Source organism: Flavobacterium ovatum (assembly GCF_040703125.1).
Classification (GTDB): Bacteria; Bacteroidota; Bacteroidia; order Flavobacteriales; family Flavobacteriaceae; genus Flavobacterium; species Flavobacterium ovatum.
In genome coordinates, this window is sequence record NZ_CP160035.1 from 1104796 (window position 1) to 1119885 (window position 15090).

6 protein-coding genes are annotated in these 15090 nt (G+C 37.3%); 1 reads left to right on the forward strand and 5 read right to left on the reverse strand.

Annotated features, from left to right (window positions below; translation table 11 throughout):
- Positions 1-10: 10 nt before the first annotated feature.
- A complete protein-coding gene (locus ABZP37_RS04875) occupies positions 11-2482 on the reverse strand; it encodes a hypothetical protein (protein WP_366186099.1) in 2472 nt (823 codons plus the stop codon).
- 136 nt (positions 2483-2618) lie between these two features.
- Entirely contained in the window at positions 2619-9989 is a 7371-nt protein-coding gene (locus ABZP37_RS04880; protein WP_366186101.1) for a T9SS sorting signal type C domain-containing protein, read from the reverse strand.
- 239 nt (positions 9990-10228) lie between these two features.
- Between ABZP37_RS04880 and ABZP37_RS04885 the strand changes: the two genes are divergently transcribed.
- Entirely contained in the window at positions 10229-10681 is a 453-nt protein-coding gene (locus ABZP37_RS04885) for a RecX family transcriptional regulator (protein WP_366186103.1), read from the forward strand.
- A 205-nt stretch (positions 10682-10886) separates the two neighbouring features.
- Here ABZP37_RS04885 and ABZP37_RS04890 read toward each other — a convergent pair whose 3' ends face one another.
- From ABZP37_RS04890 to ABZP37_RS04900, 3 genes are all read right to left on the reverse strand, one after another.
- Positions 10887-12041, reverse strand: a complete 1155-nt coding sequence (locus ABZP37_RS04890) for a beta-ketoacyl synthase N-terminal-like domain-containing protein (RefSeq protein WP_366186105.1) — start codon at positions 12039-12041, stop codon at positions 10887-10889.
- A 118-nt stretch (positions 12042-12159) separates the two neighbouring features.
- Positions 12160-14112 (reverse strand): OmpA family protein, encoded by a 1953-nt coding sequence (locus tag ABZP37_RS04895; RefSeq protein ID WP_366186107.1) that lies wholly within the window; start codon positions 14110-14112, stop codon positions 12160-12162.
- An 11-nt stretch (positions 14113-14123) separates the two neighbouring features.
- On the reverse strand, positions 14124-15053 hold the full coding sequence (locus ABZP37_RS04900) for a type IX secretion system membrane protein PorP/SprF (RefSeq protein WP_366186109.1): 930 nt from the start codon (positions 15051-15053) through the stop codon (positions 14124-14126).
- Positions 15054-15090 lie beyond the last annotated feature (37 nt).

Below are 15090 nucleotides of genomic sequence, written 5' to 3' on the forward strand. Positions count from 1 at the left end.
TGAATAGATTTTAATAAACAATCTTTTTTACTATTAATTGTTTGTTCTTTAAGACTATTTTGACCACTAAAATTTGATTTTCTGAAGGTAAATCAAGAGCAGTATATTGGTTGGAATTTATGTTTTTCCTTTTCAGCAATTGATTTCCTATTAAGTCTATAATTATAATTTCTTCGATATTTTCATTCAAAGATTTAATTTTTATACAGTGGTTTTTTTTGTAGATGAGGATGTCTTTTGAGCTTTTTTCTATCGAGTTTCTGGTGAGCTTGTCGTTAGTATATCGCAATATAAATCGATTGTCAAAGATACCCTTTTCTGATGTGAAAGTATAAGGTCCGTCTTTGATGTTTCTGATAGAGTTCGTTATTTTATCCTCAATATAAATGGGTTTATTGATGAAGTTGCCATCTACTTGTGATAAATTAATACTGAATTCACCTGAGATATCAGAACGATACCCTAACGGAACAATGTCCAATTCATCAAAGGGGAGGCCTTTTCCTTGTATGACAAGTTTTTTATTTCCAATAGTGCTATAAAAATCGATATAAGGATTGCTGTCAAAAGTTTGACCGTCAAAATTGTTTTCAAAATCATTTGACGCATTCGTTATGTAGCCTACTAAAATTTGTTTGTAGGCACCTTGATTATTAGTTAGATTTAACCAAATTCTATTTTTATTAATAACATTATTTCTTACGGTAGTGTAAGTTTTGAAAAATTGAGAGTTGTTTAATAAGGTATCTTCATTCCCTATCCGCATACTATTGCTGAATTTTATGTTTCCTGTGGTGCTTCCAGTTACAAAAAATCCTTGACCAGCGGCAATATTTCCAGTTGGGATGTCGGTATTTGTTCTTCCAGAAATTGTTGGGGTTTGAAAGGCTGCTACTCCTCCAGTTAAATTATAGGACGCATAATCGTCAGATGTATAGGCATATTTTCCACTACCTGCTGTTCCATTAGTGATATTAGTAGCCAATTGGATGGAAGTATTATGTGTCCAAAAAAAGAGTGTACCATCGATCAGAGTAGAATTTTGGGTAATAAAGGAATCTGCATCAATAGCTGAGGGGTAGGGGTTTCCAATAAGATTCGAGTGGTCATTTCCTGTTATTGGAGTACTAATTATTCCATTATTTGGTATTCCAATGAAGGAGGCTAGTTGAATATTTGGTGGATTGGGTGATTTGTTGCTTTCAGGGCCTCTAATGATATATCCTATCCCTTTATTCATAATTGTACTTGCGCTTTCTTGTCTCCAATTATTGATTGTTGCATTATAGGAATACCATTTTCCTGACAGTGTATTAGGGGAAACAGCGCCAATGGTAAATCCTGTTACAGGTGAAGACCAATAGGTATAGTCTAAATTACTAACGGGAGTTGTTTGCCTTTGATAGGTAATGGATCCAAAGTTTGTAGCGAAGTCATTAAGTTGAATTAGGCTGGCATTATTGTCAAATGTTAGTTTGCCTCCAACGATATTTAATCCATTTGTGATTTTAAGAGTATGTCCTCCATGAATTACAACATTTCCGGAATTAACCTGACAACTACAACATTCTATAGGGTTTGTTGAGGAGTAATAGTTGTTGAATACGATGTGATTGACGTTGCTGGGGTTTCCATTAGACCATGAAATTCCATCCCATGTGGTGGTATTAGAATTAATAGAGACTTCAGTAGAAAATGCTGATGAACAATAATTATTTGCTATTTTAAATTTGTGATTACCGGCATTGATATTTACTACGGTGGCGGTGTTTCCAATTCCTCCAGATTGAATTAAAGAGTTATCTTGATATAAGTCCCAGGTTCCAGGTGTAGGTAAGTTAATTAATGTTACTGTCCCTGTTTTGCTATTACAGTCGGGTTGTTTAATTGTATCTATAGTTGGAGTAGGTGAATTACAACTAACAATTCCATTAAATGAGAATTCATTAATACTAAAAGTTCCTGTAGTGTTACTCCCGCCCCAAGCATAGAATCGGAAAGTTATGTTTAGATTAATATTTTGAAATTCTGAACTTGATAGATCAATCGGCTGTGGAGTAGTTTCAGATCCTGAATTAAGAATTGTAGGGGTACTTATATTGTTAGTAAAACCATCTACACTAGATCTAAAAGCAAAGTTTATTGGCCCTGCCGTGGCTGAAATTTGTGCCTTATATTCTAAAGTAGTAAGGTTTAATTTGTAGCCTGATTGAGGGGTTATGCTGAATTCAAAATAATCATTGGTGTCAAGGTTTGACGTGTTCCAATCTCGTGCGTTATACCTGTTGCCTCCTGTGTTTCCGTTAATGCCAGTTCCTCTTCCTATTCCGGAGACATTGAGATTTTGGTCGAATGTTTGTCCATTAATGTAAGGATTCGTCAGGCTAGGGTTTGTATCATTAATACTATTTTTAAAAATACTTTGTCCATACGAGTTAAGTGGAATCCAGATAATTATTATATGAAGTAGTATTGTTCTCATTTGTCTATACTTTTACGATTCTATTAATCTTAAAAGTATAGACAAATGATTATTCTTACAATACCCACTTTTAGTGATTTTTCAAAAAAAAATCCCATCCGTTACTGGATGGGATTTTGAAATAGTATTTTACAGATTAAAAAACGATTTTTTTATTTATGGTTTTACCGTTATTCAGCTTCACTTTGATAAGTATCATTTGTTCTGTTGTAGGAATGTTTGTAAGTAATAGCTCTGGATTATTAATTTTTAATTTGTGCAAAAGTAATTTACCTGTAAAGTCAAATAATAATACTTCACTGATTAATTCAGAAGAAGCAATTTTAATTTCATTCTCATTTTGAGAAATGATTAGGCCATTATTTAGTGTTTCAATTTCTTCAACACCAAGAGTGTTTTGTATTTTATAAGTTAATACAAAACGGTTGTTGAAAATGCCTTTAGCGGTAGTAAAGGTATATCCGTTCTCTTTTAAGTTTTGTGTTGTATTGTTTAGTTTATCTTCTAAATAAATATTTTGATTACTTAATGTACCATCTGTTTTGTCAATTGAAATGGTGAACTCACCAGCAATTGTCGAACTGTATCCAAGTGGAACCAAATCTGTATCTTGAAAAGGTAAAGCTCTTCCTTGAATTGTTAAAGGGGTATTTTTATTAATACTATAAAAGTCAATAAAGCTATTTCCGTCATAACTTACTCCATCATACCCTCTGTCATAATCATTCGTAGCTCCAGTAATATAACCAATCAACATTTGTTTTAAAGCCCCTTGGGTATTAGTCAGTTTTAGCCAAACTCTATTTTTTTCGATTTTGTTCGTAGCTGTATTCTTTGCCGTTTTAGAGCTAGCAGCGGGTTTGAAAAATTTGGAATTATTCAATACTTCTCCAGAAGTGCCTAAGCGCATACTATTCGTGAAAGTTGCTGTTCCACCAGATAATCCTGTGGCTATAAAACCTTGTCCAGCACCAATTATTCCGTTTGTTACTTCAGGACTAGCACTTCCTGTGAAGTTGTAAGTTATATAATCATCTGATGTATAGGCGTATTTTCCGCTTCCAGCAGTCCCAATAGTTATATCCGTAGCTAATTGAATAGCCGTTCTGTGTGCCCAGAAGTACAAAGTTCCTTCTAATGCACTATTGTTAGCAAATAAAAAGGCATCTGCATCAACTCCAGAAGGATATGGGTTTCCGATAAGGTTAGACGCATCTCCTCCAACGATAGAAACCCCTATGTTACCATTGTTTGGTTTTCCAGAAAAAGGAGCTGTTACCACAGTAGAGCCTGTGTTAAAACCAGTTCCTTCCCCTCTAACAATGTAGCCGACCCCTGGATTCATGGAAGTTGAAGCACTTGCTTTTGCCCAATAATTACCAGAGGCATTAAAAGAATAATATAAAGTTCCTGCTTTAATTCCTCCTAAAGTGAAGCCGGCTACGGGGGATGACCAATAGGTGTAGTCTGTTTTTAATACAGTTCCTGTTGTTCTATTATAGGTAATGTTTCCAGAATTAATCGCATCATTATTAATTTGTACTAAGCTGGCGGTGTTTTCAAAAGTTAAAGAGCCAGATCCTAAAATTTCCACTTCATTAACTATTGTCATTGTTCGACCAGTTCCAATTGTTACGTTTGCTCCTCCAGTTACTTTGCAAGAGCAACCTAAAATATCAATGTTAGCGTCTGTAGCTGAAGAATAATTACCAGAAAAAACGAGTTTGTCATTTAATGAAACTGGAGAACCTTGACTCCAAGAACTTCCATTCCACGTATTTGTTTTTGATTTATTCAGAACAATAGTTTCGCTTGGAGGTGATGTGCAGCCTAAGCTTGTTGTTGTGAAATTATATAAACCATCATTTAAGCCTGTGATTGTCATTGTAGTTCCAGTAATAATATAAGTAGTTGTTGCTGTTCCAGTTTGATTAATGGTTCCTGAAGGTGGTAGACTACTTAGAACCACACTTCCAGTTTCGCTTATACAGTTTGGTTGGGTTATTGTTCCTATAGTTGGTTGTGATGGAATTGGGTTTACTGTTATTGTCGCATTTGTACTTGCATTTGTACAAGTATTTCCTGTTGTGGTAACAGAATATGGGAAAGAGCCGCTTCCAGTAGGAGTTCCGCTAATAGTTACTGTTGCTCCAGAAACAGTACTTGTAACACCTGCAGGCAATCCTATTACAGTTGCTCCAGTAGCACCACCTCCTAAAGTCATTGTAATAGCGGTCATAGCAGTGTTTTGACAAACCGTTTGATTAGAAGCCGCAGTGATTGTATGTGTTGGATTTACCGTTATAGTTTTAGTTGCAGTAGTAGTATCACAAGCTCCACCGGAAGTTGTTAGAGTTAAAGTAATGCTTCCTGATTCGCTTGCACTAGCTGTATAAGTTGCAGTTGATGGATTATTAGCGTTAGTCCAAGTTCCTGCGCCTCCAGTCCAAGTACCACCAGTTGCACCACCACCTACAGAACCGCCCATAGCAGCTGAAGTGGCTCCTTGGCATATGGCACTTACTGCCGTTCCAGCAGTTGCCGTAGGATTAGGATTTACCGTTATGGTTTTAGTTGCAGTAGTAGTACCACAGGCCCCACCAGAAGTTGTTAAAGTCAAAGTAATATTTCCTGATTCGCTTGCACTAGCTGTATAAGTTGCAGTTGATGGATTATTAGCGTTAGTCCAAGTTCCTGTGCCTCCAGTCCAAGTACCACCAGTTGCACCACCACCTACAGAACCGCCCATAGCAGCTGAAGTGGCTCCTTGACAGATGGCACTTACTGCCGTTCCAGCAGTTGCCGTAGGATTAGGATTTACCGTTATGGTTTTAGTTGCAGTAGTAGTACCACAGGCCCCACCAGAAGTTGTTAAAGTCAAAGTAATATTTCCTGATTCGCTTGCACTAGCTGTATAAGTTGCTGTTGATGGATTATTTGCATTAGTCCAAGTTCCTGTACCTCCAGTCCAAGTACCACCAGTTGCACCACCACCTACAGAACCGCCCATAGCAGCTGAAGTTGCTCCTTGACAGATGGCACTTACTGCCGTTCCAGCAGTTGCCGTAGGATTAGGATTTACCGTTATGGTTTTAGTTGCAGTAGTAGTACCACAGGCCCCACCGGAAGTTGTTAAAGTCAAAGTAATACTTCCTGATTCGCTTGCACTAGCTGTATAAGTTGCAGTTGATGGATTATTAGCGTTAGTCCAAGTTCCTGCACCTCCAGTCCAAGTACCACCAGTTGCACCACCACCTACAGAACCGCCCATAGCAGCTGAAGTGGCTCCTTGACAGATGGCACTTACTGCCGTTCCAGCAGTTGCCGTAGGATTAGGATTTACCGTTATGGTTTTAGTTGCAGTAGTAGTACCACAGGCCCCACCAGAAGTTGTTAAAGTCAAAGTAATATTTCCTGATTCGCTTGCACTAGCTGTATAAGTTGCAGTTGATGGATTATTAGCGTTAGTCCAAGTTCCTGCGCCTCCAGTCCAAGTACCACCAGTTGCACCACCACCTACAGAACCGCCCATAGCAGCTGAAGTGGCTCCTTGACAGATGGCACTTACTGCCGTTCCAGCAGTTGCCGTAGGATTAGGATTTACCGTTATGGTTTTAGTTGCAGTAGTAGTACCACAGGCCCCACCAGAAGTTGTTAAAGTCAAAGTGATGCTTCCTGATTCGCTTGCGCTAGCTTTATAAGTTGCTGTTGATGGATTATTTGCATTAGTCCAAGTTCCTGCGCCTCCAGTCCAAGTACCACCAGTTGCACCACCACCTACAGAACCGCCCATAGCAGCTGAAGTGGCTCCTTGGCATATGGCACTTACTGCCGTTCCAGCAGTTGCCGTAGGATTAGGATTTACCGTTATGGTTTTAGTTGCAGTAGTAGTACCACAGGCCCCACCAGAAGTTGTTAAAGTCAAAGTAATATTTCCTGAATCGCTTGCACTAGCTGTATAAGTTGCAGTTGATGGATTATTAGCGTTAGTCCAAGTTCCTGCGCCTCCAGTCCAAGTACCACCAGTTGCACCACCACCTACAGAACCGCCCATAGCAGCTGAAGTGGCTCCTTGGCATATGGCACTTACTGCCGTTCCAGCAGTTGCCGTAGGATTAGGATTTACCGTTATGGTTTTAGTTGCAGTAGTAGTACCACAGGCCCCACCAGAAGTTGTTAAAGTCAAAGTAATATTTCCTGAATCGCTTGCACTAGCTGTATAAGTTGCAGTTGATGGATTATTTGCATTAGTCCAAGTTCCTGTACCTCCAGTCCAAGTACCACCAGTTGCACCACCACCTACAGAACCGCCCATAGCAGCTGAAGTTGCTCCTTGACAGATGGCACTTACTGCCGTTCCAGCAGTTGCCGTAGGATTAGGATTTACCGTTATGGTTTTAGTTGCAGTAGTAGTACCACAGGCCCCACCGGAAGTTGTTAAAGTCAAAGTAATACTTCCTGATTCGCTTGCATTAGCTGTATAAGTTGCAGTTGATGGATTATTAGCGTTAGTCCAAGTTCCTGTACCTCCAGTCCAAGTACCACCAGTTACACCACCACCTACAGAACCGCCCATAGCAGCTGAAGTGGCTCCTTGACAGATGGCACTTACTGCCGTTCCAGCAGTTGCCGTAGGATTAGGATTTACCGTTATGGTTTTAGTTGCAGTAGTAGTACCACAGGCCCCACCAGAAGTTGTTAAAGTCAAAGTAATATTTCCTGATTCGCTTGCACTAGCTGTATAAGTTGCAGTTGATGGATTATTAGCGTTAGTCCAAGTTCCTGCACCTCCAGTCCAAGTACCACCAGTTGCGCCACCACCTACAGAACCGCCCATAGCAGCTGAAGTGGCTCCTTGACAGATGGCACTTACTGCCGTTCCAGCAGTTGCCGTAGGATTAGGATTTACCGTTATGGTTTTAGTTGCAGTAGTAGTACCACAGGCCCCACCAGAAGTTGTTAAAGTCAAAGTAATATTTCCTGATTCGCTTGCACTAGCTGTATAAGTTGCAGTTGATGGATTATTAGCGTTAGTCCAAGTTCCTGCACCTCCAGACCAAGTACCACCAGTTGCATCACCGCCAACTGAACCACCCATAGCTGCAGAAGTACTCCCTTGACAAATAGCTGCCAAAGCACCACCTGCATTAGCAGTAGGATTTTGGTTTACGGTTATAGTTTTGGTAGCTGTCGTTGTCCCACATGATCCACCTGAAGTTGTTAGAGTTAAAGTAATACTTCCTGATTCGCTTGCACTAGCTTTATAAGTTGCAGTTGATGGATTATTAGTGTTAGTCCAAGTTCCTGCACCTCCAGACCAAGTACCACCAGTTGCATCACCGCCAACTGAACCACCCATAGCTGCAGAAGTACTCCCTTGACAAATAGCTGCCAAAGCACCACCTGCATTAGCAGTAGGATTTTGGTTTACGGTTATAGTTTTGGTAGCTGTCGTTGTCCCACATGATCCACCTGAAGTTGTTAGAGTTAAAGTAATACTTCCTGATTCGCTTGCACTAGCTTTATAAGTTGCAGTTGATGGATTATTAGTGTTAGTCCAAGTTCCTGCACCTCCAGACCAAGTACCACCAGTTGCACCACCACCAACTGAACCACCCATAGCTGCAGAAGTACTCCCTTGACAAATAGCTGCCAAAGCACCACCTGCATTAGCAGTAGGGTTAGCGCTAACGGTAACGCTTATTGGATAAGTTGTACTAGTGCAAGAAGGAGTATAAGTAAGCACAGTTAAATTTCCGTTGTATGTACCGCTAGCAGTGCTATATGGTACATTAATTGTAATTGATCCAGACGTGCCACTCAAGCTATTAGTTTGATCGCTAAAACCAGCAGTGTTTGCGGCAGCATTAAAATCGATATTCCATTGTGCTGGGCTTCCAGTTGTTGCAGAATAAGAAAGTGAGGCTGTTGTTGATGTTTGACAAACTATAGGGTTAACTCCTAAAGTAATAGTTAATGTAGGATTTACTGTTACTGAAAAAGCAGAAGAATAAACAGATGTACAATTTCCGTTGCCTACTAAAGCTCTATACTCCCATGTACCAGCTGTTGAAGGTGATTCTGAATAAGTTGTTGTTGTGTTTGTGATATTAGTCCAAGAACCTCCATTTAATCTTTTTTCCCAACGTATAATTGTTCCCACGTATCCTGAACCTAATGTCATATTCCCTGTAGAACCATTAAGGCAAATAGGCGTATTTCCACCATTAACGGCTCCACCTACGGGAGTTTGGTCAACTGCGATTGTTCTTGTAGACGAATAAGTTTCAGGGCAAGAACCACTTTTTATTAATGCTCTGTATTGCCAATTACCGTCTGAAAAAGGTGTTTCAGAATAGGTTGTAGACCCTCCGTTTCCAACATTCGTCCAACCTCCATTGTTTACTTGCCTTTCCCATTGAATAATTGACCCTGTATGGCCACTTAAAGTCATGGTTCCAGTACTTCCTCCTTGACAAAAAGGTGTTGTTCCCCCAGAAATTGAGCCTCCGACTGTCGTTGGATTTATAGTTACAGTTACTGTGTTTGAATTTGTAGAAGCACAACTACCGCTCGTTACAACCGCTCTGTAATATCGAGTTGCGGTTAATGTTCCCATTTGTGCACTAGTTAATGTAGAAGATGTCGCTCCTGAAATATTTGAAAAAGTACTATTGTTTGTTGATGATTGCCACTGAATTGTCCCCGTTTGACCTGAAAGAGTAATATTTGAAGGTGAGCTACCATTACATATGGTTTGGTTTGAGGATGCTGTTCCTCCAGCACTTGTAGGACTTACTGTTATAGATACTGCTTTTCTTACAGTGGTGTAAGATGAATATATAGCTTCAACATAATAAGTTGTTGTAGAAGTGATTGTAGGAGTTGTATATGATGCACCTGTTTTTAAAAGTGTTCCTCCACTTGCGGCATCGTACCATTTGTACGTAGCTCCATTGGATGGGTTAGCTGTAGCGGTCATTGTTGAAGTACCTGAATTACAAATAGAACTTGTTGACGCAGATGCGTTAACTGAACTATATCCTCCATTGCTTATAAAAGTTGCAAAGTTTGATAATGCTGACCCTCCATTGCAAGAAGCGACTTTAATGTTTCCAATCGTTATTAAATCTGATGCTCCACAATTATTGTCAGATTTTAAACTCCCACCTGGCTCAATAGTTATGGAGGACCCTTCTGCTAAAGCTAAATTTTTATTATTACCTCCGTCAAAATCAAGAATAGCTTTATCTCTAATGATAAATTGTATTGGACCTAAACAAGTAAGGTTGAAATCAACATTCATGGCTACAATGGTTGGGGTAGTGCCATCTCCAATGTATACGATTTTATTTACACCTATGCATGAATTTAAAGGACTAGAACTCGCACTGTTATTTCCGCAATCGTATGAGCTGGCATTGATATTCCCTGTTAATGTACATTGTGAATTAACATTGTGAACAAAAAAGAATAACATTATTAAAACCCTAAATATTTGTCTCATAAAAGTAATATGATCTCGTGATGAACGAATTTTCAACTCGCAAATTTATTATTCCCTAACTTAATTACGAATTAAAGACGATAATAGGTTTTTTTTATCGATTAAGTGTATGATTTAACAGTTGTTAAGTGTATTTATGATTGATAGAGAGGGTATTGTGAATTATTATTGAAAATTATTTAGTTACTATGTTAGATGAATTTTGTAATTTTCCCTTTTTAAAACACTATAAAAAATCAATGCATATTCTCCAAGAAGTAAAACGAAAAATAGAATTTTATTGTATTTACCAAGATCGTTGCCATGAAGAAGTAATTTCTAAATTACGCGAAATGCAAATGGATAGAGATGAGGTTGATGTCATCATAAGCCAGCTCATTACTGATAATTTTCTAAATGAAGAGCGTTTTGCCTGCAGTTATGCTCGGGGGAAACACCGTATCAAGCATTGGGGTAAAATTAGAATTACCAACGAACTGAAATTTCGAAAAATCAATCAAACCTTAATTAAAATCGCTTTAAAGGAAATAAAGGAGGAGTATGATTCTAATTTTGAAATTTGGTCTCAAAAACATTGGGAAACGATAACCGAAAAGAATGTCTTGAAAAAGAGAAAAAAATTCTGTGATTATTTTTTAAGGAGAGGGTTTGAGTCTTTTTTGGTTTATGATCGCGTCAAGGAATTGGAGTAAAATAATCCGTACGATTTTGGGACGCTGATAAAACGGATTTTCTAATGCAAAGACACGGATAAAAACAGATTTTTTTAATTGAGGTTATGAGGTGTTTTTTTTGGGAACACAGATTTTAGAAATTTAAGAAATCATAATAATCTTTGTAATAAATGATAAAAAAGTATTGTAATCTATGTTTTTTTAAAATCAAAAATTGTTAATCTTAAATACTCAGCAATATACTCACAGCATTTCCGCCAAAACCAACCGAATTCACTAATACTTTTCGAATCGGTTTTGTTTGTTGTTGTGCTTTCGCAAAAGGAACAGGGATGAATTGATTGTATTGTAACATCATGACTGCTAATTCAATACTTAACATGCCCGAAGTACCAAAAGTATGTCCTGTCTTCCATTTATTGGTAGTTAACAAAGGCAAATTTTCACTGAATATTTTCTGAATTGCTTTGTATTCTGTCAAATCACCTTTTACAGTTCCGGGTGCATGCATAACAATAGCATCAATATCTGACATGTCAATATTTGCTAAAGCCATTTTCATCGATTTTTGGAAACAAATTGCTTCTGCTGAAATCGAAATATTATGTTCCAAAATTTCAGTAGCATAACCAAAACCTTCCACATAGGCCAGAGCATTTTCTTTTTCACCCAATTCCAAACAGCATACTGAGGCACCTTCGCCCAAAATCATAGTGTTTTGCTTTTTATCTAAATCCAAAGCTCTGTTAGGATATTCGTCTTGATTTTTAGAATAGATTTTTAATGCTCGCATTTGCCCAATGGTAAAATCGGTCAATGGTGCTTCACTACCACCAACCAAAAATTTTGTTGCCATCCCAGCTTTCAACCAAGCAATTCCGTTCAATAGAGAATGTAAGGCAGTAGAGCAAGTAATAGAATGGGATATTTCTGGACCAGTAGTTTGTAAATCATGTGCAACCCAAGAAGAAATATTTCCCAACGTAGTAGTAGGGGAGGCGAGCGTCTGTGCTTTTCCAGATTCCAAATATTCTTTATAGTGTTTTTCAAATAAGTCCGTCGCACCTCGAGAAGAACCAATATTGATTCCAAAATCATCCCCTTTTGTCCAGCCAGCTTGAGCAATGGCTTGGCGCGAAGCACTGATAGCTAGTAAAACTGTTTTGTCCAGCGATTTATACTTGGAGTCCGATGCGCTTAATTTTTTTAAGCTAATAGCATCTTCATTGCTAATAGCGCCCACTAAAGTTTCTTGATGGTCCAAAAACTGTTTAGAAAAACAAGTTTTAGAATTCAAGTAATTGTTCCAGATTTCAAGTGGTTTCGAACCCAAAGGAGAGATAGAGGCTAAGGCAGTAATGGCAATTTTTTGTGACAAGGATATCAAATTTAGGTTGCAAAGATAATCAAAGGTTTTAGTACCCCAAAGATTCTATACTGTAATGCAAAAAGGGTTTGACTTTATTTAGTCAAACCCTTTTGTAAGTTTAATTTTTTTAATCTACTGCAACAACAATAAATTCACTTCGTCTATTCAATTGATGTTGTTCTTCAGAACAATTAGAATTGTTTGTTGGCTCGCAAGAACAATCATTCAATAATTGTGACTCACCATAGCCTTTAGCGGTTAGTCTACTGGTTTCAATTCCATTTTTAATTAACCAATCCCTTGTTGATTTTGCTCTTCTGTCTGACAATGCCTCATTGTAAGTAGCGGTTTGTCTGCAGTCAGTATGGGAACGAATATCGATTTTTATTTTTGGATATTCTTTCATTACAGCTAAGACTTTTTCTAGCTCAAAAGCAGCGTCTTTTCTAATAAATGATTTATCTAAATCAAAATAAATTATAGGTATGTTTAATGTTTTAGCTAAATCAGAACCGATCCCAAACATTTTTATACGTTTGTCTAGGCCAATTGAAAGTTCACTATCACCCATTTTTTTGTCAATACTAATTTTACCTTCATTAGTTTCAAAATCCCTTTTCTCGGCTCTGACATAATATTTTTTACCACAATCTATGTCTTTGTAACGATATTTACCTGTTGCATTAGTGTACGTTTCTTTTATAAAAGTGAAATTTTCATCAAGTAAACTTACTCTTGCATTGTCGATTGGTTTCCCTGTTTCATTTTCTGAAATAGTACCAAATAGGTTTTGTTCACATTTTAGTTTTCTCGTTTCCGAGAATTTATAAATATCGTCATAACCATGTCCACCATCTCTATTGGAAGTAAAAAATCCTATTCTACTTTTACTGTCAATGAAAAAACCAAAGTCATCTTTATTTCCGTTAATAGGTTCTCCTATGTTTTTAACTTCACTAAAGGTATTTCCTTTTATATCCGTTACAAAGACATCTAGACCTCCCAATCCTGGACGTCCATCAGAGGCAAAGTACAATTCGTTGTCATCAGAAATGAATGGGAATGTTTCTCTTCCTTCAGTATTAATGCTTTTTCCTAGATTTTCTGGTTTAGAAAATGTTCCATCAAAATTAATAGTCACTTTAAATAAATCAGATTGACCTAGTGTTCCTGGCATGTTGGATGCAAAGTACAACTCTTTGTCATCTGGACTCAAAGCTGGATGCGCAATGCTATAGTCATCACTATTGAAAGGGAGTTCAATAATATTGGTCCATTTATCATTTTCTAGCGATGCTCTGTATATTTTTAATAAAGTTATTTTTTGACTGTCTTTACCTTTTTTTCCATCCAAGAAGTTGTTACGTGTAAAGTACATTGTCTTACCATCTCTAGTAAATATTGGAGTTGATTCGTGAAATTTTGAATTAATTTTGTTTGCAAATCTAACGGGTTTCCCTAAACGGCCATTTGGAGTAACTTCTGCACTATATAAATTGGTAAAAGATTGATTGGTCCATTTAAATACTCTTCTATATACACCTACAGTGTCTCTTGCAGATGCAAATATTAATTTGTTTCCAAAGAAGGCAGTTCCGTAATCTGAGTAGTTTGAGTTTATACCTGCATCTTCAATATTGAAACGACCCGAGTTTGCTTTAATGTCTTCCAGGTAATCTTTATTAGAAGCATATAATTTTGCTCTTTGATCATTACCAGATTTGGCATTAAATTCTTCCAGTACTTTATTAGCTCTTTTGTATTCACCAATAGACTTTAAGCATTGTGAAAATCTATAGTAATATTCAGGTTCTTGGTTTGCATTCATCGCAAATAACTCTTCGTACCATCTACCTGCTTTACTCAATTCAGCATTAAAATAGTAAGCGTTGCCTAATTTTTGGAACATTTTTTCATCCTTATAGCCTTTTTCAGCTACTCGTTCATAAGTTTTAATTGCATCAATAAAGGAAAAACGCTCATATTGTTTGTCAGCAGCTTCAACACTTGCTTTTTGTGAAAACGCTTGAAGTGCTGCTAAGAATAAAAAAGTACTGTATATAATTTTTTTTAATTTCATTTTCTTAATTATTAGAAGAATCTAGGAGAAACGATTCGGTCATATTTATTAAATAATTCGTATCTCAAAAATATCTCATGTGACCCTGAATTATAATGTGCTAATTTGGTCGTTTCTAAATCGTAACCATAGCCGATAAACCACGAGTCGGTGGCTTGAAAACCGACCATTGCACTAACTGCAGCACTCCATCGGTAAGAAAGGCCAGCGACAAATTTTTCATTCACCATAAAGTTTGCTGAAAGGTCAAGTTGTAACGGTGCTCCTTGCGTTATTTTAGTTAAAAATGAAGGTTTGAATTTGATGTCATCAGTTAAATAATATACATATCCAGCTGTCAAAAAGTAATGTAAACGTTCTTTGGCAATATAACTTATCGAACCACTTCCTTTGTATTTATCAAAATGAGAGGTTTCGATAAAGTTTGGAACAGATAATCCAATATAGGAATTGTCAGAGTAAAAATAAACCCCAGCGCCTATATTAGGAGAAAATCTATTATCAACGTTGCCGTCACCAAAACTTTTATCGGGTGTTAAATAGGTAAGTTTGTTGAAATCAATATTAAGTAAATTCACAGATGCTTTAAGTCCGAATGATAATCTAAAGTTGTCTGAAGTTTGAACGCTGTATGAGAAATTGAAACCTACATCCGTTTCATCTGTTGGTCCGATTTTATCATTTAATATCGATAGTCCTAAACCCATATTACCTCCATTTATTGGCGAATGAATTGAAACATTGTTTGTAACTGGCGCACCTTCAAGTCCCACCCATTGGGTACGATGTAATACAAAAATGCTCATTTTTTCTCGCATACCTGCATAGGCTGGGTTGATACTCATACTGTTGTACATGTACTGAGTGAATTGCGCATCTTGTTGTCCATAACTAAAAGTAGTCATGAATATTAAAATCAATATGGTTATTTTACTTTTCATTTTTTTTTATTTAAAACCTAAGACATTTTCTCAGAAA